Source organism: Streptomyces sp. TLI_053 (assembly GCF_900105395.1).
GTDB lineage: Bacteria > Actinomycetota > Actinomycetes > Streptomycetales > Streptomycetaceae > Kitasatospora.
Genome location: NZ_LT629775.1, coordinates 3,892,821 through 3,911,367 on the forward strand (window position 1 = coordinate 3,892,821; position 18,547 = coordinate 3,911,367).

The window sequence follows — 18,547 nt, forward strand, 5'->3', positions numbered from 1 at the left end:
TGAACCGGGACCGACGGACCAGTCTGCCAGGACCGGCCGCTTCTTCCCAAACCGGGGGGCGCTCCGGGATATTCCGGACTCCTCCGGGGGCCGGCCGGGACTCAGCCGTGCCGGGCGGGGGCGGTCGCGGGCGCCTTCGACGTGCCGGCCGCGGGCGCCTTCGACGTGCCGCTCCCGGGCGCCTTCGACGCGCCTGCCGCGGGTGCCTTCGCCGGGGCCGTGGGGGTGGCCTGGGCGGGGTTCGACGGCTGGGCGGCGGCCACGGCCTCGGGGACCGGCCGGTCGGCCTTCAGGGCCGCCCAGAGCTGGTCGGCCTGCGGCTGGAGCTCGACCACCCGGTCCGGGTCGCCGGGGGCGGCCGTGACCGGCAGGGTGACCATGCCGAGCTGGTCCGGACCGATCCCCTTGAGCTGCTCGGCCAGGCCGACCAGGGCGTTCACCGAGGCGAGCGCGGAGTCGGTGGTGATCGAGCGGGTCAGGGTGTCGCCGACCGACCAGAGCTTCACCGGGTTGGTCATCAGCCCCACGCCGCCGGCCTGCTTGAGCAGCGAGCGCACCATCTGCTTCTGCAGCTCGATCCGGCCGAGGTCGCTGCCGTCCCCCACACCGTGCCGGGTGCGGACGAAGGCGAGTGCCTGCTTGCCGTCGAGGTGGTGCTCGCCGGGCTGGAGGTCCAGGCCGCTGTCCTTGTCGTGGATGGCCACCGTGGTGGTCACGGTGGCGCCGCCCACCGCGTCCACGAGCCGGGCGAAGCCGGCGAAGTCCACCTCGACGTAGTGGTCCATCCGCAGCCCGCTGAGCTGCTCGACGGTCTTGACCGCGCAGGTCGCGCCGCCGGCCTCGTAGGCGCTGTTGAACATCGCGCGCTTGGCGGCGGGCACCGTCCGGCCCTGCCGGTCGGTGCACTCGGGCCGCGGGACGAGGGTGTCGCGCGGTATGGAGACCACGTCGGCGCGCGAGTGGTCCTGGTTGACGTGCAGCACCATCGCGGTGTCCGAGCGGGCGGTGCCGCCGGTGTCGCCGCCGGCCAGGTCCGCGTTGCCGCCGGCCCGCGAGTCCGAGCCCAGGACCAGCAGGTTGAACGAGCCGTCGGTGGCCGTGGGCGGGCGGGAGGTGCCGAGCCCGCCGTCGATGTCGACGCTCCTGATGTTGCCGTCCAGCCGCAGGTACGCGTACCCGGCGGCCCCGGCGCCGAGGACGACGAGCGCGACGGACCCGCAGGCGGCCGCGCGCAGGATCCTGCGGCGGCGGCTCGGGACCCTCTTGTGTTCGGCCATACGGTCCAGAATAAATCGGACAAGATGCTTGAAAGAGTCCAGACTGTCCCAAGTCTGGAACAAACACCGGTCCGGAACCCGGCGAGCCCCGGGCCGCTCGCGCGGGCCGGGGCTCGTCCGTGTACCGAGGAAGGTCAGTCGCCGGACCCGGGGGTCGTCTTGGCGATCTGCATCAGGAACTCGGCGTTGCTCTTGGTCTGCTTCATCTTGTCCAGCAGCAGCTCGATCGCCTGCTGCGAGTCGAGCGCGTGCAGCACCCGGCGCAGCTTCCAGACGATGGCGAGTTCCTCGCCGCCGAGCAGGATCTCCTCCTTGCGGGTGCTGGAGGCGTCCACGTCGACGGCCGGGAAGATGCGCTTGTCCGAGAGCTTCCGGTCGAGCTTGAGCTCCATGTTGCCGGTGCCCTTGAACTCCTCGAAGATCACCTCGTCCATCCGCGAGCCGGTCTCGACCAGCGCGGTGGCCAGGATGGTCAGCGAGCCGCCGTTCTCGATGTTGCGCGCGGCACCGAAGAACTTCTTCGGCGGGTACAGCGCGGTCGAGTCGACACCACCGGACAGGATGCGGCCGGAGGCCGGCGCCGCCAGGTTGTAGGCACGGCCCAGACGGGTGATCGAGTCCAGCAGGATGACCACGTCGTGGCCCAGCTCCACCAGGCGCTTGGCGCGCTCGATGGCCAGCTCGGCGACGGTGGTGTGGTCCTCGGCCGGGCGGTCGAAGGTCGAGGAGATGACCTCGCCCTTCACCGACCGCTGCATGTCGGTGACCTCTTCCGGACGCTCGTCGACCAGGACGACCATCAGGTGGCACTCGGGGTTGTTGTGGGTGATCGCGTTGGCGACCGCCTGCAGCACCATGGTCTTACCGGTCTTCGGCGGCGCGACGATCAGACCGCGCTGGCCCTTGCCGATCGGCGAGACCAGGTCGATGATCCGGGTGGTCAGGATGCCCGGGTCGGTCTCCAGCCGCAGCCGCTCCTGCGGGTACAGCGGGGTCAGCTTGTTGAACTCGGGACGGCCGCGGCCGCTCTCCGGGTCCATGCCGTTGACGGAGTCCAGCCGCACCATGGCGTTGAACTTCTCGCGGCGCTCGCCGTCCTTGGGCTGGCGCACCGCACCGGTGATGGCGTCACCCTTGCGCAGGCCGTTCTTGCGGACCTGGGCGAGCGAGACGTAGACGTCGTTCTGGCCCGGCAGGTAGCCGGAGGTGCGGACGAACGCGTAGTTGTCGAGGATGTCCAGGATGCCCGCGACCGGGATCAGGACGTCGTCCTCGCCGATCTGCGGCTCGACGACACCGGCCTCGAAGCCCTCGCGGCGGCTGCCCCGGCCCCGGCGGTCGCGGTAGCGGCCGCGGCGACCGCGCCGGCCGTCGCCGAACTCGTCGTCGTCGAAACCGCCCTGCTGCACCTGCGCCTGCGGCTGGGCCTGCTGGGCGGCGGGCTGGCGGCCCTGCTGGCCCTCGCCCTGGGCGCCCTGCTGGCCGCCCTGGCGGTCGGTGCGGTCCGCACGGTCGGGGCGGTCGGCCCGGTCCCGGCGGTTGCGCCGGTCGCGGCGCGACTCGCGCCCCTCGCCGTCCTGACCGGCCGGGGCCTCGGCGGTCTCCTGGCGGCCCTCGCGCTCGCCGCCCTCGCGACGGTCGCGGCGGTCCCGGCGGTCGCGGCGGGTCTCGGCGCGACCCTCCTCGCGGCCCTCGGGGGCGCGGGCACCCTCGGGGCGGGCCTCGGCCTGCTTGGCCTCGGTCGCCACGGCGGCGGGCGCCTCGGTGGCCTCGGCGGTCGGGGCACCGGCGGCCGAGGTCGCCCGGCGGCGGGTGCGCTCGGCCCGGGCCGGCGCGGCGGTCTCGGCGGCGGCCTGGACCGGGATCTCGATCTGGGCCTGCGCCTCGGCGGCGGCCGGGGCCTCGGCCCGGGCGGCGGCGGCCTTGCTGGTCCGGCGGGCGGGCTTCTCGGCCGGCTCGGCGGTCTCGGCCTTGGCCGCGCGCTTGGCGGCCGGAGCGGCGGTGGCGCCGGCGAGCAGCGGGTCGCCCCCGCTCTTCTCCTTGATGGTCTCGATCAGCTGGCTCTTGCGCATGCGCCCGGTACCGGTGATGCCCAGGTCACCGGCGAGCTTCTGCAGCTCAGCCAGGACCATGCCGTCCAGGCCGGCGGCAGCGCTGCGGCGGCGCCGCGCCGGGGCCGCGGGGGCGGCGGCGTCCGACGCCTCGGCGTCCGGGCGCGCGCCCATCAGATCGGTGGTGTCGCTCACTAAGGGTCCTTCCCTGGAGCGGACGTCGGCCTGTCTGGCTCGGCGACCGGTTGTGCTGTCCTGACCAACGCTCGACTGCGTCGGTCCGAGGCGGTGTTCCCCCGGACGGCGGTGCCGGTCGGGGGAGAGCTGCGAGGTGCGGTGCTAGAAGCACGGTGGTGCTGAGTGGCGTGGCGGGACGGTCGTGTGCCGACCCTCCCCCCGGCCGCCGGCCGGGAGCTGCCCCCACGCTGCCTGCGAATCCCGGGCCCCCGTCGCGTGACGGTGGCCCGCGCTCCGCCCGTCCTGTTCCTCCAGGTGGGAGGCCGCGGGTGGGAGTCAGGTGCCGTCACGGCTTCGGGATGCGGCCGCAAGTCGCGCAGGCAGGCTGCGTACGCGCTGCGGTGGGCTCCCGGAGAATCGTCGCCCCGTGTATCGCCGGGACTCCGCTGACGCGGAGTGCTGGGATCGGGACGCGGCGCACCGAGCCCCGGAGGGCACCTGGTGCAGCAATGAGGTTAACACTACCGACCCCCTCAGACATTCCCCAGCCTTGCGGTTGCCAATCGTGTCCGGACGGCCCGGTGGCGGTGCACCGGGCCGGACCGTCGCGGACGGGGTGTTTCAGACGTCGAGCGGGAGCACCGAGGCTCCGGTCCGGTCGAGTTCGAGCCGGTGGGCGGCGAACGCCGGTCCGCCGCCGCCGTGGTCGGCCGCGAAGTCCAGGACCTTCTGCACGCCCGCCTCGTCGGTGAGCGCGAGCACGGTCGGACCGGCACCGGAGATCACCGCGGGCACGTTCTCGGCCCGCAGCGCGGCCACCAGCGCGGCGCTGTCCGGCATCGCGGAGGCCCGGTAGTCCTGGTGGATCCGGTCCTCGGTGGCGGCGAGCAGCAGGTCGGGACGCCGGGTCAGCGCCTCGACCAGCAGCGCGGACCGGCCGGCGTTGGCGGCGGCGTCGGCCAGCGGCACGGTCTTCGGCAGCAGTCCGCGGGCGGTCTCGGTGAGCACCTCGGTGGCCGGGACGAACACCACCGGAACGACCTCGGCGGAGGGCTCCAGGGCGATCGCCCGGGCCCGGTCCTCCTCGGTCCACGCCACGGTGAAGTTGCCGCGCAGGCAGGCCGCGACGTTGTCCGGGTGGCCCTCGAGCTCCGAGGCGAGCGCCAGCAGTCCGTCCTCGTCCAGGGCGGACGGGCCGCCGATGGTGACGGCGCGGGCGGCGACGATGCCGGCGCAGATCGCGGCGGACGAGGAGCCCAGGCCGCGACCGTGCGGTATGCGGTTGGCGCAGACCACCTCGAGGCCGCGCGGCTGGCCGCCGAGCAGGTCGAAGGCGGCACGCATGGAGCGGACCAGCAGGTGGCGCTCGTCGCGGGGAAGCGTCTCGGCGCCCTCGCCCGCGATGTCGACGGAGAGCCCGGAGTCGGCGACCCGGACGACCACGTCGTCGTACAGGCCCAGGGCGAGTCCGAAGGCGTCGAACCCCGGACCGAGGTTGGCGCTGGTCGCGGGGACCCGGACCCGGACGGCGGCGGCACGGAACGCAGGACCGGCCATGCGGTGGACTCTCCTGGGGAAATCGGGCGGCGCGAAGCGCGTCGGTGCGAGGGTGGGGAGCGGGCCGCGGGGCCCCGGCCGGGGCGGGCGGTCACATTCGGTGGTGCGGCCCGGAAGGGGGTCGGACCCGGGGCATGTGCCACACGGCCGCACCCAGAGTATCGAAGACAGGTTCCACAGCGGTACACCCCGTGGGCCTTCGATCTGGTGTGTTGCCGGTTCTGGCCGGAATTCATGCCGGAATCGGATCCGAATCCAGCACTGAATTGACACAAAAGAGTCAGTCCAGAACGGGACCGGGCCGACCCCCGAAAGGGTCGGCCCGGGGTGGGGGGATGTTCACCCTCCCGTCGTCCGCGCGGCGTTCCGCCGGACGTTCCGTCAGTCGAGCAGGCCCAGCTGCCGGGCGGCGGCCTCGGGGTCGATCGGGACGATCCGGGGCTGCGGCGCGCCGGCCACCGCCCAGTCCGGGTCCTTGAGACCGTTGCCGGTCACGGTGCAGACGATCCGCTGGCCCGGGTCGACCAGACCGGCCTCCGCCTTGGCCAGCAGGCCGGCCACCGAGGCGGCCGAGGCGGGCTCCACGAAGACACCCTCCTGGGAGGCCAACAGCCGGTACGCGGACAGAATCTGACGATCCGTCACCTTGTCGATGAGGCCGCCCGATTCGTCCCGCGCGGCGAGCGCGAAGTCCCAGGACGCCGGGTTGCCGATCCGGATCGCGGTGGCGATGGTCTGCGGCTTGAGCACCGGGGCGCCGTCCACGATCGGGGCCGAGCCGGAGGCCTGGAAGCCCCACATCCGCGGGGTGCGGGAGGCCAGGCCGTCCGTCGCGTACTCGCGGTAGCCCTTCCAGTACGCGGTGATGTTGCCCGCGTTGCCGACCGGCAGGACGTGGATGTCCGGTGCGTCGCCGAGCATGTCGACGATCTCGAAGGCGGCGGTCTTCTGGCCCTCGATCCGGACCGGGTTCACCGAGTTGACCAGCGCCACCGGGTACTTCTCGGACAGTTCACGCGCAAGGGTGAGGCAGTCGTCGAAGTTCCCGTCCACCTGGAGGATCTTCGCGCCGTGCACCAGCGCCTGGCCCATCTTGCCGAGGGCGATCTTGCCCTGCGGGACCAGGACCGCCGACACCATCCCGGCCCGCACCGCGTAGGCGGCGGCGGAGGCGGAGGTGTTGCCGGTGGAGGCGCAGATGACGGCCTGGGCGCCGTCCTCCTTCGCCTTGGAGATGGCCATCGTCATGCCGCGGTCCTTGAAGGACCCGGTCGGGTTGGCGCCCTCGACCTTGAGGTAGACCTCGCAGCCGGTGCGCTCGGACAGCACCTGGGCGGGGACCAACGGGGTGCCGCCCTCCAGCAGGGTGACCACGGGGGTCGCCGCGCTGACCGGCAGGCGGTCCCGGTACTCCTCGATCAGACCCCGCCACTGGTGGGTGTGGGTGCCTCTGGCGGCGTTCTCGGCAACGCTGCTCATCATCTGTTCCTATTCCCCTTCGACCCGCATGGTGCTGGCCACGTCGCGCACGCTGTCGAGTGCGCGGAGCTTGTCGACCGTCGCCGACAGCGCGGCGTCGGTCGCACGGTGGGTGACCACGACGAGCGAGGCGTCGCCGTCGCGGCCCTGCTGGCGCACGGTGTCGATGGAGACGCCGTGCTCGGCGAAGACGGAGGCGACCTGGGCGAGCACCCCCGCGCGGTCGTCGACGTCCAGGCTGACGTGGTAGCGGGTGACGACCTCGTCCATCGGCTTGGCCGGCAGCTGGGTGTACACCGAGTCACCGGGGCCGGTGGCGCCGGCGAGCTTGTTGCGGCAGACCGCCACGAGGTCGCCGAGGACCGCCGAGGCGGTCGGCGCGCCGCCCGCGCCCGGGCCGTAGAACATCAGCCGGCCGGCCGCCTCGGCCTCCACGAACACCGCGTTGTACGCCTCGCGGACCGAGGCCAGCGGGTGGGACAGCGGGATCATCGCCGGGTGGACCCGCGCGGTCACCGACTCGCCGTCGGCGGCCCGCTCGCAGATCGCCAGCAGTTTGACCACGCAGCCCATCGCCTTGGCGGAGGCGATGTCGGCCGCGGTCACCTCGGTGATGCCCTCGCGGTACACGTCCGCGGCGGTCACCTCGGTGTGGAAGGCGATGCCGGCCAGGATCGCGGCCTTGGCGGCGGCGTCGAAGCCCTCCACGTCGGCCGTCGGGTCGGCCTCGGCGTACCCGAGCGCGGTGGCCTCCTCCAGCGCCTCCGAGTACCCGGCGCCGGTGGTGTCCATCTTGTCCAGGATGAAGTTGGTGGTGCCGTTGACGATGCCCAGCACCCGGTTCACCCGGTCGCCGGCCAGCGACTCGCGCAGCGGGCGCAGCAGCGGGATCGCGCCCGCCACCGCCGCCTCGTAGTAGAGGTCGACACCGGCCGCGGCGGCGGCCGCGTGCAGCTCGGTGCCGTCCTGGGCGAGCAGCGCCTTGTTGGCGCTGACCACCGAGGCGCCCCGCGCGAACGCCGTCAGGATGAGGTTCTTGGACGGCTCGATGCCGCCCACCACCTCGACCACCACGTCGATGTCGCCCCGGTTGACCAGGGCCTCGGCATCGGTGGTGAGCAGGTGCTCGGGCACGCCCGGACGGACCCGCCCCTGGCGCCGGACCGCGATGCCGGCGAGCTCGACCGGCGCGCCGATGCGCGCGGCGAGGTCGGCGGCGTCTGTCGTCATGATGCGCGCCACCTCGGAGCCCACCACACCACAGCCCAGCAACGCCACCTTCAGCGGCCGCGTACGCATCATCCGACTCCGCTCTGCATTCGTCGTTCTTCGGTCGTTCCGGCGGGCATTTCGGTGTCCCGCCGGACTTTCGGTCCGTACCAGTCTCCGGGACTTTCCGTACGGATCTACGGTCGTTCCATGATCTGAGACAAGGATTTCGTCATCCGATATCGAGACGCAGGAGATCCTCCTCCGTCTCGCGCCGGACGATCACCCGGGCCGCACCGTCCCGGACGGCGAGCACCGGAGGCTTCAGGGCGTGGTTGTAGTTGCTCGCCATCGAGCGGCAGTAGGCGCCGGTGGCGGGCACCGCGATCAGGTCGCCGGGGGCCAGGTCGGCCGGCAGGAAGGCGTCCCGCACGACGATGTCGCCGGACTCGCAGTGCTTGCCGACCACCCGGACCAGCATCGGCCCGGCGTCACTGGTGCGCGACACGAGGGCCACCGTGTACTCGGCGTCGTAGAGCGCGGTGCGGATGTTGTCGGACATCCCGCCGTCCACGCTGACATAGGTCCGCAGACCCTCGAGCGGCTTGACGGTGCCGACCTCGTACAGCGTGAACGCGGTCGGGCCGACGATCGCCCGGCCCGGCTCCACGCTCAGCCGGGGGGCGGTCAGGTTCGCGGCGGCGCACTCGCGGCGGACGATCTCGGCCAGCGCGGCCGCGATCGCGGCCGGCTCGCGCGGGTCGTCCTCGCTGGTGTAGGCGATGCCGAGGCCGCCGCCGAGGTCGATCTCGGGCAGCTCGACGCCGTGCTCGTCGCGGATCGACGCCAGCAGGCCGACCACCCGGCGGGCGGCCACCTCGAACCCGGCGGTGTCGAAGATCTGCGAGCCGATGTGGGAGTGGATGCCGCGGAGTTCGAGGCTCCCGGGGTGTGCCAGTACCCGGCGGACGGCCTCCGCGGCCGCTCCCCCGGTCAGCGAGAGGCCGAACTTCTGGTCCTCGTGCGCGGTGGCGATGAACTCGTGGGTGTGCGCCTCCACGCCCACGGTGACCCGGATCAGCACCGGCTGGCGGACACCCTGGCGTCCGGCCACGGCCGCCAGGCGCTCGATCTCCTCGTAGGAGTCGACCACGATGTGCCCGACACCGGTCTTCACCGCCTGCTCGAGCTCGTCCACCGACTTGTTGTTGCCGTGCAGCGCGATCCGCTCCGGCGGCATCCCGGCGGCCAGCGCGACGGCGAGTTCGCCGGGGCTGCACACGTCGAGGTTGAGGCCCTCCTCGTGCAGCCAGCGCACGACCGCCTTGGAGAGGAAGGCCTTGCCGGCGTAGTAGACGTCCGCGTCGGCGCCGAAGGCGTCCCGCCAGGCGCGCGCCCGGGAACGGAAGTCGGCCTCGTCCATGACGTAGGCCGGGGTGCCGAACTCGGCGGCGACACGGTTCACGTCAAGGCCGCCGACGGTGACCACGCCGTCGGCGCCGCGCGCGACGGTCTCCGGCCAGACCTTGGGGTCGAGCGCGTTCAGGTCGGCCGGCGGTGCCTGGTAGTGACCCTCGGGCAGTACGTCACCGTGCCGGGGGCCTGCGGGATGTGCGGAGCGAGACATGTCCTCGGTTTCCTCGACCTATGGCGAGGGGCGGCGACGGTCCCCGTTGACCGTCAGCCGCCCCCGCTGTGCGCATGGGGGTGGTGCCTACATCCGCTCGGGCGACGTCACGCCAAGGAGCGTGAGGCCGTTGGCGATGACCGTGCGTGTGGCGTCGGCCAGCCAGAGCCGGGCGTGCGTGAGGTCGGTGACCTCCTCGTCGCCCTTCGGCAGGATCTGGCAGTTGTCGTAGAAGCGGTGGTACTTGCCCGCCAGCTCCTCCAGGTAGCGCGCGACCCGGTGCGGCTCGCGCAGCTCGCCGGCCGTCGCCAGCACCCGCGGGAACTCGCCGAGCTGGCCGAGCAGGTCGGACTCCCACTCGGTGGCGAGCAGCTCGGGTTTGAAGTCGTCCGAGCGCGTGATGCCCAGCTCGCCGGCCTTGCGCTGCACCGAGCACATCCGGGCGTGCGCGTACTGGACGTAGAAGACCGGGTTCTCGTTGGTCTGGCTGGTCAGCACGTTGATGTCGAGCGTGATGGTGGAGTCCGTGGAGGAGCGCGCCAGGGTGTAGCGGGCCGCGTCCACGCCGATCCACTCGACCACGTCGTCGATGGTGATGATGTTGCCGGCCCGCTTGGACATGCGGACCTCTTCGCCGTCGCGAAGCATCTTCACGAACTGGCCGATCTTGACCTCGATGTTGCGGTCCATGTCGTCGCCCGCGCAGGCGGCGATGGCCTTGAGGCGGTTGACGTAGCCGTGGTGGTCCGCGCCCAGCATGTAGACCGAGACCTCGGAGCCGCGGTCCCGCTTGGACAGGTAGTACGCGGCGTCGGCGGCGAAGTAGGTGGTCTCGCCGTCGGCCTTGATCAGGACGCGGTCCTTGTCGTCGCCGAAGTCGGTGGTGCGCAGCCAGATCGCGCCGTCCCGCTCGAAGACGTGGCCCTGCTCGCGCAGCCGCTCCATGGCCTTCTCGACGGCGCCGGAGTCGTGCAGCGACTTCTCCGAGAACCAGACGTCGAAGTGGGTGCCGAACTCCTCCATCGAGCGCTGGATCTCGGCCACCATGAGCTTGAGGCCCTCGGTGCGGAAGACCTCCAGCTGCTCGCCCTCGGAGAGGTCGAGCACGCCCGGGACGCCATCGGTGATCGCCTTGGCGATGTCGGCGATGTACTCGCCGACGTAGCCGTCCTCCGGGACGGGCTTGCCGTTGGCGGAGGCCTGGAGCGACTTGGCGAACTTGGAGATCTGCACGCCCGCGTCGTTGAGGTAGTACTCGGTGGTGACGTCGGCGCCGGAGGCGCGCAGCACCCGGGCCAGCGAGTCGCCGACGGCGGCCCAGCGGACGCCGCCGATGTGGATCGGGCCGGTCGGGTTGGCGGAGACGAACTCGAGGTTGATCTTGAGGCCCTTGAGCGCCTCGTTGCGGCCGAACGCGGCCCCGGCCTCGACGATGGTGCGCGCCAGCTCGCCCTGGGTGGCGGCGTCGAGGGTGATGTTCATGAAGCCCGGACCGGCGATGTCGACCTGGGTGACGCCGGTGATCCCTCGCAGGCGCTCGGCCAGCAGTTCGGCGACGGCTCGCGGCGGCTTGCCGGCCGACTTCGCGAGCTGGAGGGCCACATTGGTCGCGTAGTCGCCGTGGTCCCTGTTCTTGGGCCGCTCGATCGTCACGTGCTCGGGCACGGCGACGGCCAGCTCGCCCGCCTCGACGGCGGCGCTCACTGCGGCCTGGACTGCCTGGGAAAGCTCTGCGGGGGTCACGACGCCAAGCGTAGGCGAGAGGGGGTGGGCCCTCGCCACTCGGTTTGCCGGTTGAGACACCGGGGCACCCCGCTCGGGCCCGATCACTCAGGCCCGATCACTCCGGCCTGTTCGCCCAGGGCGAAACCCGTCCACCGCCCCGCCGTCCCGGTCGCGCTCCATCAGCCGCCGCACCAGCGCCACCAGGTCCGCCGGGTCGAACGGCTTGCCGAGGTAGCCGTCCACCCCGACCGACTCCCCCAGGTCGAGGTCGGCCGGCGAGCAGGCGCTCACGATCGCGATCGGCAGCAGCCGCGTCCCGGGGGCCGCCCGCAGCCGGGCCGCCGTCCGCAGGCCGTCCAGCCTCGGCATCATCACGTCCAGCGTCACCACGTCGGGCTTCACCTGGCGGACCACCTCCAGGCACTCGGCACCGTCGGCGGCGGTCACCACCTCGAAGCCCTCGAGCTCCAGGTTGACCCTGATCAGCTGACGGATCACCTCGCTGTCGTCCACCACGAGGACCCGCCCGGACACTCCCGACACCTCACCGAGGGTATCGGCGGGCCCGCCGCCCCGTCCGGCCTTTGGCCACTTCCGCCCGGACCGGCCGCCCCGGCCCCGCTCCCCCCGGGCCTCGGGCCGGACCTCCGCGAAACCCGTGCACGGAGCACGGCGCGGGCCTGGTAGTGTTCTCCACGTCGAAGCGAACGCGACGACAACAACGAGCAAGCCCCCGTAGCTCAGGGGATAGAGCACCGCCCTCCGGAGGCGGGTGCGTAGGTTCGAATCCTACCGGGGGCACTTCGCAGGAAGTGCTGAACAGGCCCAGGCCAGTGGCGATTTGCCACCGGACTGGGCCTGATTCGTTTTTCGCGCCTGACGCCCGGTCGACCCGTGGGGCCGGGGTCCGGCCCCACGGGTACGGCGGTCAGCTCGCGGCGGCGGCACCCGCACCGGCGGGGGCGGCGAAGGTCTCGACGGGACCGAAGTCGGTGAAGGTCACCTTGTTGACGTTCTTGACGCCCTGGTAGGCCAGGATCTGCTCGGCGTACCGGGTCCGGCCCTCGGCGTCGACCCACAGGTCGAAGTCGAAGGCGGTGACGCCCTTGGCCTTCGTCTTCCGGTACAACGACGGGTCGATCGTCACGAGCTGCTCCACGTCGATGCGACCGGAGAGGTGCTGCGTCGGGACGCCGTCCCGGGTCTCGGCGCCCTTGCGGGCGGACGGGCCCTGGGCCAGCAGCAGCGCGGCGTAACCCGAGTAGTCGCCCATCGAGATGTCCGCAGGCCGTGCCGTCCTGCTCCACTTCCCGGCCGGGACCTGCCGGGTGTACACGCTGTCGGTGGTGAGGATCGTCTCGATCGCACCGGCGTCGGCGACCTTCGTCTCGGTGCGCCCGGTGTGGACCGTGTTGAGGTTCATCCGGCCCGAGACGGTCCCGGAGGGCTCGCCGTCGATCTCGATGGTCGTCCTCATGGAGACCGCGTAGGGCTCCTTGCTCGCGTTCGCCACGGCCTTCGCGGGGTCGAAGTCCCCGGCCGGGGGCGTGACGGCAGCCGTCGGGGCGGCGGGAGCCGGGGCAGGGGTCCCGGCGGCGGTGGCCGTGGGCGCGGCGGCGGCCGAGGTGGTCGCCGGGGCGGGGGCCGCCGCGTTCTTGTCCTCGGTGTCGTTGCAGGCGGTGAGCGCGGCCAGGGCGATTGCGGTCGCGGCGGCGGCGAGGACGGTGGTACGGCGCATCGTGGCGGAAGCCCCCGGGGCGGAGAACGGTGGTCGGTGCGCGGAGAGCTTCCCACGGGGCCCGACCGCCGGTCGAACCCGGTTTCGATCCCGCGCCCCGGCCGCCCGGTGGCGCCTCACGGCCGCGCGGGCGCGTCCGCCAGGCGGTCCATCAGGCGGGCGGCGAGGCGGAGGACTTCGCGCTCGGTCTCCGACAGGTCCCCCAGTGCCTCCGCCAGCCAGGCGTCCCGGCCGGCCATGTCGCGGGCCAGCGCGGTACGGCCCTCGGCGGTGAGGTGGAGCACGGACTGCCGGCGGTCCCGTTCGCCCGGGACGCGGCGGAGCAGGCCGTCCCGCTCCAAGTCGGCGAACACCCGGGTCAGCGACTGCGGCTGCTGGTGGTCGGCGGCGGCCAGCTCCCCCGGGGACATCGGGCCGTGCCGGAGCAGGTGCCCGAGCACGCTCAGCTTGTTGAGGCTGAGGCCCTCCCCCACGCGTTCGGAGCGCAGTCGGCGGGCCAGCCGGACGGTGCCCTGGCGGATCTCCGCAGCCTCCGGGAGCCACCGCTGATCAATCTCCATATTGCTACGCTAACACTTACCATTCGAGTGGCAGAGAATCGGCACTTCCTGGGTCAGCGTGAGCAGGCGAGGGAGAAATCCGTACGTGATGAGTAGCTACTTCTCCCGGATCCCCCGGTCCGTCCGCTTCGACCCCGGGCTCCGGCTGCTCCGCGGGACCGCCGTCACCACGGCCGCCATGCTGGCCTCGTACGGCTCCGCGCTGCTGATCGAGCACTTCGCCCGCCTGCGGGTCGACGTGGTGGTCCAGGCCGTGGTGCTGGCCGCCACCGCCGCACGGGTCCAGCTCGGCGCCGACCGGTACGACCGGCTGCTCGGCCTCGCCGTCCTCCCGGCGGCGGGCGCGGGCGCCGCCGAGGTCGGGCGGCTGATGACCCTCCACCCGAACGCCGCCGACGCCCTGTTCACCCTCGGGACGGCGCTGGCGGTGTGGGTCCGCCGGTTCGGACCCCGGGCAACCCGGGCCGGCAGCCTGCTGGTGCTGCCGCTGGTGGCGCTGCTGGTCGTGCCGCCCGGCACCGGGCCGGTCCCCGGCCACGACCACACGCTGTGGGTCGCGCTGGTCGCCGTCGTGTCCGGTGCCTGGGTGGCCGTCCTCCAGGCCGTCGCCGTCCGCACCGGGCTGGTCCCGGCGCCCGTCCGGGAGCCCGCTCCGGAGCCGGTGCCACCGACGCAGCCGGAACCGGAGGCCCGTCGGCGTCCGGGCGTCCACACCCGGACCGCGCTCCAGATGGCGGGCGCGGTGGGCGGGGCGTTCGTCGCCGGGCGGGCCGTCTGGCCGGACCACTGGGCCTGGGTGGTGCTCACCGCGTTCATCGTCTGCAGCGGCGCCCGCGGCAGGGGCGACGTGCTGTTCAAGGGGCTGCAACGGGCGGTCGGCGCGGCGGCGGGCACAGTGGTCGCGACAGCCGTCGCGGGCTCCTTCGGCCCGCACGAGGACGCCGCCGTCGTCCTGATCTTCGCGGTCCTCGCGGTCGCCACCTGGCTGCGCGAACTCAGCTACGCGTACTGGGCGGCCTGCGTCACCGCCGTGCTCTCGCTGCTCTACGGCTGGTTCGGGCAGAGCTCGGACGACCTGCTGCGTACCCGGCTGGCGGCGATCGGCCTCGGCGCGGCCGTCGGCATCGCGGCCTCCTGGCTGATCCTCCCGCTCCGCACCCGGGACGTGCTGCGCCGACGGACCGCCGACGCGCTGGCCGCGCTGACCGAGCTGCTCGGGGTCGCGGGCACCGACCGGCCCGCCCTGGAGCGCGGGCGGGCCCGGTTCGCGTACGGGGCCGCGCAGCTGGAACTGCTGGCCCGCCCGCTGCGGGCCGAACGGCGTGCTTCCGGACTGGCCGGGCGGCTGCCGGGCGGCACTCCGTCCACCCACCCGTACCGGGCCGACGTGGTGGACGCCGTCGCCGCCTGCGAGGCCCCGCTGGGCGTGCTGGTGGACGGGGCGGTCGCCGATCCCGCGCTCTGGTCCGACCCCCGGGTGGCCCGGCTCAACCGGGCGGTGGCCGCGAACAGCGCGGCGGTCCGGCGGGCGATCGGCCGCCGCCCGGGGCCCGCCTACCAGGCGGTCCGGGCGCGGATCCCCCGGCAGCCGGGGGCGGTCCCGGCGGGTTCCCCCGAGCAGCTGCGGATGCTGGCGGCGCTGCTCGCCGTCGACGACGCGCTCGGCACGATGGCCGCGGTGTTCGGCGACCCGCCGCCTGCCGGACCGGAAGCGGCCGAGGAGGCGGAAGTCTCCTGATCGCCGCGGCTGCGGTGGCACCGCTGCTCCCGCTCGCACGGGAAGTCGGGCGGGCCGACTTCCCGTGCGAGGTTCGGAGCCGACCGTCAGCCCCCGTCGGAGCCGAGCACGCGCTCGAGGAAGTCCGGCAGCGCGCGCTTCACTCCCCCGAAGGCCTCGTGGCCGGCCCGGTAGCGCTGCCAGCCCACCGGGTGGCCCCAGTCCGCCAGGACGTCCCGCACCTTCGCCCCGCTCTGCTCCGGGATGATCCAGTCGAAGGCGCCGTGACCGATCCACACCGGCAGGTCCACCGCAACCGCCGACCGGCGGGAGGCCAGCAGCGGGACGGCCTCGTCCGGGAGGAACGGCGCGTACAGCGCCAGCCCGGCCAGCCGCTGCGGGTACCGCAGCGCCAGCACCAGCGCCATCAGCGCCCCCTGCGAGAACCCGGCGACGACCGTCCGCCCGGGCCCCACCCTCGCGGTCTCCTCGTCGAGCACGGCGCGCAGCCGCCGTTCGATGGCGAGTACACCCGGCAGCGAGGCCGGACCGGGGTTCTCCAGGGCGAACACGTCCTGTTCGAACCAGGCCCGCACCGGGTCGCCGGAGACCCGGCCGATCGGCCGCAGCGGCGCCTGCGGGAACACCCCGCGGATGCCCGCCCGGTCCAGTTCCAGCCGGTCCGCCACCTCCACCAGGCTCTCCGGTCCCTGGCCGAGACCGTGCAGCCAGAGGACGGTGGCCCGGTGCCGGCCGACCGGCTCGACCACCTCGACCACCTCGACCGGCAGCCTCACCGCCCCCACCGCGTTCCGGCCGCTCACCGGACCGGCGCCCGACGGGGCTGCGCCGGGCGCTTGAACACCATCGACGCGTACTGGCCCCCGAAGCCGAAGGAGTTCTTCAGCACCGTGGCCACCGGCCGTTCCACCGGCGTGAGCGAGGTCTTCACCGCGCAGGCCGGGTCCGGTTCGGTGCAGGTCACCACCGGCGGCACGACGCCCCGCCCGAGGGTGAGCGCCGCCGCCACCGTCTCCACCACCCCGGAAGCGGCCGAACCGTGGCCGGTGAGCGACTTCACCGCGCAGACGTCGAGCTCCGCCGTGCGCTCGCCGAACACCCGGTGCAGTGCCCGGGCCTCGGTGATGTCGTTGAGCTTGGTGGACGTGCCGTGCGCGTTGACGGTGTCGATGTCGTCCGGCGTCAGCCCGGAGCCGGCGATCGCGGTGCGCATCACCCGCTCGACCATGCCGACCTGCGGCGCGGTGATGTGGGTGGTGTCCACCGCCAGGCCCCAGCCGCCGACCACCGCGTGCGCCCCGGCCGAGCCGCGCCGGGCGGCATGGCCCGCCGTCTCCAGGACCAGCGCCCCGGCCGATTCGTTGATCACCATGCCGGAGCGGCGCCGGTCGAACGGCATCGACGAGAGGGCCGGATCGCCCTTCCAACGGGACAGTGCCATCAACTGCCCGTACTGGGAGAGCACGTACTGGGTGTTGCGGGAGACCGAGACCGCGACCACGGCGACCTCCACCCGTCCGAGCCGCAGCAGCCGGACCGCCTCGGCGATCGAGCGCAGGCCGCCGGAGCAGGTGGCCTCCACCCGGGAGGCGATCAGCGGCACGCCCAGGCGTCCGGCCAGTTCGACCGGGAACGCCGAGTGGTCCGAGGCCTCCGCCGAGAGCCGGCGGCTCCGCAGGCTCTCCAGCACGGCGGCCGGGTCGTTGCCGATCCGCCGGTAGCGCTGCCCGAGCTCCCGGAAGTGGACCGCGTAGTCCTGCGGGAAGGAGCCGCTCGGCCCCGGCCAGACCCGGGACCAGACCAGTCCGGCCGCGTCGCCGCCGAGCGGGCCGGTGATGCCCGCATCGGTGAGCGCCTGGTCCACGACGCAGTGCAGCAGGGTGTCGCCCCAGGTGCGGTCCGGGGCGCCCCAGCGTTCGGACACCTCCTTCCTGACGTCCTCGGGGATCAGGCCGGCCGCCCAGCCGCAGGGCAGTCCGCCGAGGTCCATCCGGTCCTCGGCGACCACGCCCGACCGTCCGGCCAGGTTGGCCTCCCAGAAGTCCTCCACCGTCGCACCGATCGGAGTGACCACACCCATCCCGGTGATCACGATGTCCTCGTCCGTCACCGCTCCTCCTCCCGACGTGCGTGGTGGTCGCCCGGGTCGGCGGTGACGCCGCCGAGCACCAGGGCGCCGGCCGAGGCGCTGCTCCGGCCGTGGTCGATCCCGGTGATCAGGGCGGTGCCGGGCCCCGGCACCGGACGGGCCCGCCCGGTCACCAGGTCCGGGCCGCCGAGCCGGGGGTCGGGACGGCGGAGCAGTCCGACCGGTGGCAACTGGCCCCGCCGCAGCGACTCCACCGCGAGCACGGTGTCGATCAGTGCCGAGCACTCCAGGGCGAGACCCAGGGTGCCCTTGCTGCTGGTCACCGGTACGGCGCCGATCTGGGGCAGCACGGCCGAGACCTCCTCCCGGTCGGTGGCCGGCGAGCCCGAGCCGTGCGCCCACCAGTGGTCCGGCCGCGCGCCGGCCCGGCGGAGCGCCGCCCGCACCGCCAGTCCGGTCGCGCTCGCCCGGTCGGCGGCGACGACCGTCTCGCAGGCGAGCAGCCGGGCCAGCGCCCGGGGTGCCGGGGCGTCCGCCGGGGCGGCCCGCTCCAGCAGGACGGCGGCGGCGCCCTGGCCGAGCAGCGGTCCGGCCCGTTCCTCGTCGAACGGGCCGCGTCCGGGGGCGGCCTCGGTGCCGATCGGCTCGTCCCGGTCGAAGGAGTGCAACGCGGTGACGGAGGACGGCGGGGCCACCCCGACCACCAGGACCCGGTCGAGTTCGCCGCTCTCCAGCAGCCGCAGCGCGAGTGCCAGCGAGCCCAGGCCGCCGGCCGCCACCTCGCCGTAGGCGGCGACGTTGGAGCCCCGGAAGCCCGTCGCCATGTTGACGAACTGGCCGAGCTGGGAGGGGATGCCGCGGATGTAGGAGTAGTCCGGCACCTCCTCGTAGAGCAGGGTGGCGAGCGGACGCGGGTCGTCCAGGGCCATCCCGGCGAGGCGGGGCATCACGTCGCCCAGTTCGTCGCCGGTGCTGCCGACGGCCATCACGGTGCCGCCGCGTTCCGGGTCGCCCCGGCCCGGGGCGTCGGGGGCGTCCGGGTCGCGGCCGGCCTGCCGCAGGGCCAGCCGGGCCGCCTCGACCGCCCAGTGGGCGGCCAGGTTGGCGTACTTGCGGTTGTCCACCCACTGCTTGCCGGTGGGCCACCCCACGGCGGAGCGGTCGACCGCGGCCACCGGCCATGGCAGCGGCCCGGCCGGCTCGAAGAGCGACCGGCCGGCGGCCATCGCGGACCAGAGCGGTTCGGTGCCAGGACCGGCCGGGGAGATCACCCCGGTGCCGGTCACGATCACATCGGACATGGCGAGGGCCTCCTTCCCG

The 18,547-nt window shown here is 73.5% G+C and carries 14 protein-coding genes and 1 tRNA gene; 2 read left to right on the plus strand and 13 right to left on the minus strand.

All coding sequences use genetic code 11. The annotated features are described in order from the left end of the window. Nucleotides 1–101 precede the first annotated feature (101 nt). The 8 genes from BLU95_RS15415 to BLU95_RS15450 all read right to left on the minus strand — a co-directional run bounded on the left by BLU95_RS15415 (nucleotide 102) and on the right by BLU95_RS15450 (nucleotide 11,636). Nucleotides 102–1,277: an LCP family protein gene (locus tag BLU95_RS15415; protein WP_093860517.1), complete on the minus strand. Its 1,176-nt coding sequence runs from the start codon at nucleotides 1,275–1,277 to the stop codon at nucleotides 102–104. A 134-nt stretch (nucleotides 1,278–1,411) separates the two neighbouring features. Next, nucleotides 1,412–3,523 carry a transcription termination factor Rho gene (gene rho / locus BLU95_RS15420; RefSeq protein WP_093860518.1) on the minus strand — a complete coding sequence of 704 codons (2,112 nt, stop codon included), beginning with the start codon at nucleotides 3,521–3,523 and terminating at the stop codon, nucleotides 1,412–1,414. A 603-nt stretch (nucleotides 3,524–4,126) separates the two neighbouring features. Then, nucleotides 4,127–5,062: a homoserine kinase gene (thrB, locus tag BLU95_RS15425; RefSeq protein ID WP_093860519.1), complete on the minus strand. Its 936-nt coding sequence runs from the start codon at nucleotides 5,060–5,062 to the stop codon at nucleotides 4,127–4,129. Between the two features lie 381 nt (nucleotides 5,063–5,443). Further along, nucleotides 5,444–6,541 carry a threonine synthase gene (gene thrC / locus BLU95_RS15430; protein WP_093860520.1) on the minus strand — a complete coding sequence of 366 codons (1,098 nt, stop codon included), beginning with the start codon at nucleotides 6,539–6,541 and terminating at the stop codon, nucleotides 5,444–5,446. Nucleotides 6,542–6,550: 9 nt separating this feature from the next. After that, a complete protein-coding gene (locus BLU95_RS15435; protein WP_093860521.1) occupies nucleotides 6,551–7,843 on the minus strand; it encodes a homoserine dehydrogenase in 1,293 nt (430 codons plus the stop codon). A 139-nt stretch (nucleotides 7,844–7,982) separates the two neighbouring features. Next, complete coding sequence (lysA, locus tag BLU95_RS15440) at nucleotides 7,983–9,377, minus strand: diaminopimelate decarboxylase (protein ID WP_093860522.1); 1,395 nt, start codon at nucleotides 9,375–9,377, stop codon at nucleotides 7,983–7,985. An 87-nt stretch (nucleotides 9,378–9,464) separates the two neighbouring features. After that, a complete protein-coding gene (gene argS, locus BLU95_RS15445; RefSeq protein ID WP_093860523.1) occupies nucleotides 9,465–11,120 on the minus strand; it encodes an arginine--tRNA ligase in 1,656 nt (551 codons plus the stop codon). An 87-nt stretch (nucleotides 11,121–11,207) separates the two neighbouring features. Next, entirely contained in the window at nucleotides 11,208–11,636 is a 429-nt protein-coding gene (locus tag BLU95_RS15450) for a response regulator (protein WP_502689864.1), read from the minus strand. Between the two features lie 195 nt (nucleotides 11,637–11,831). Between BLU95_RS15450 and BLU95_RS15455 the strand changes: the two genes are divergently transcribed. Next, nucleotides 11,832–11,903, plus strand: a tRNA-Arg gene (locus BLU95_RS15455). 127 nt (nucleotides 11,904–12,030) lie between these two features. Here BLU95_RS15455 and BLU95_RS15460 read toward each other — a convergent pair. Both BLU95_RS15460 and BLU95_RS15465 read right to left on the minus strand, forming a co-directional pair. After that, entirely contained in the window at nucleotides 12,031–12,840 is an 810-nt protein-coding gene (locus tag BLU95_RS15460; RefSeq protein WP_093860525.1) for an LppX_LprAFG lipoprotein, read from the minus strand. A 116-nt stretch (nucleotides 12,841–12,956) separates the two neighbouring features. After that, nucleotides 12,957–13,400, minus strand: coding sequence for a MarR family winged helix-turn-helix transcriptional regulator (locus tag BLU95_RS15465; RefSeq protein WP_093860526.1), 444 nt, complete (start codon nucleotides 13,398–13,400; stop codon nucleotides 12,957–12,959). A gap of 88 nt (nucleotides 13,401–13,488) precedes the next feature. Between BLU95_RS15465 and BLU95_RS15470 the strand changes: the two genes are divergently transcribed. Next, nucleotides 13,489–15,138 (plus strand): FUSC family protein, encoded by a 1,650-nt coding sequence (locus tag BLU95_RS15470; RefSeq protein ID WP_093860527.1) that lies wholly within the window; start codon nucleotides 13,489–13,491, stop codon nucleotides 15,136–15,138. Nucleotides 15,139–15,224: 86 nt separating this feature from the next. Here BLU95_RS15470 and BLU95_RS15475 read toward each other — a convergent pair whose 3' ends face one another. From BLU95_RS15475 to BLU95_RS15485, 3 genes are read right to left on the minus strand one after another with little or no spacing between them, the layout of a single operon-like run. Then, nucleotides 15,225–15,914, minus strand: a complete 690-nt coding sequence (locus tag BLU95_RS15475) for an alpha/beta hydrolase (RefSeq protein WP_159424892.1) — start codon at nucleotides 15,912–15,914, stop codon at nucleotides 15,225–15,227. A gap of 23 nt (nucleotides 15,915–15,937) precedes the next feature. After that, entirely contained in the window at nucleotides 15,938–17,248 is a 1,311-nt protein-coding gene (locus BLU95_RS15480) for a beta-ketoacyl-[acyl-carrier-protein] synthase family protein (RefSeq protein ID WP_093860528.1), read from the minus strand. Further along, nucleotides 17,245–18,528, minus strand: a complete 1,284-nt coding sequence (locus BLU95_RS15485) for a beta-ketoacyl synthase N-terminal-like domain-containing protein (RefSeq protein WP_093860529.1) — start codon at nucleotides 18,526–18,528, stop codon at nucleotides 17,245–17,247. The genes BLU95_RS15480 and BLU95_RS15485 overlap by 4 nt, the downstream gene beginning before the upstream one ends. Nucleotides 18,529–18,547: the final 19 nt, after the last annotated feature.

Excerpts from the sequence above, each read along its gene's own strand:
- BLU95_RS15415 (WP_093860517.1), bottom strand. The coding sequence starts at position 1,277 with ATGGCCGAACACAAGAGGGTCCCGAGCCGCCGCCGCAGGATCCTGCGC.
- thrB (WP_093860519.1), bottom strand. The coding sequence starts at position 5,062 with ATGGCCGGTCCTGCGTTCCGTGCCGCCGCCGTCCGGGTCCGGGTCCCC.
- thrC (WP_093860520.1), bottom strand. The coding sequence starts at position 6,541 with ATGAGCAGCGTTGCCGAGAACGCCGCCAGAGGCACCCACACCCACCAG.
- BLU95_RS15435 (WP_093860521.1), bottom strand. The coding sequence starts at position 7,843 with ATGATGCGTACGCGGCCGCTGAAGGTGGCGTTGCTGGGCTGTGGTGTG.
- lysA (WP_093860522.1), bottom strand. The coding sequence starts at position 9,377 with ATGTCTCGCTCCGCACATCCCGCAGGCCCCCGGCACGGTGACGTACTG.
- BLU95_RS15460 (WP_093860525.1), bottom strand. The coding sequence starts at position 12,840 with ATGCGCCGTACCACCGTCCTCGCCGCCGCCGCGACCGCAATCGCCCTG.
- BLU95_RS15465 (WP_093860526.1), bottom strand. The coding sequence starts at position 13,400 with ATGGAGATTGATCAGCGGTGGCTCCCGGAGGCTGCGGAGATCCGCCAG.
- BLU95_RS15470 (WP_093860527.1), top strand. The coding sequence starts at position 13,489 with ATGAGTAGCTACTTCTCCCGGATCCCCCGGTCCGTCCGCTTCGACCCC.
- BLU95_RS15485 (WP_093860529.1), bottom strand. The coding sequence starts at position 18,528 with ATGTCCGATGTGATCGTGACCGGCACCGGGGTGATCTCCCCGGCCGGT.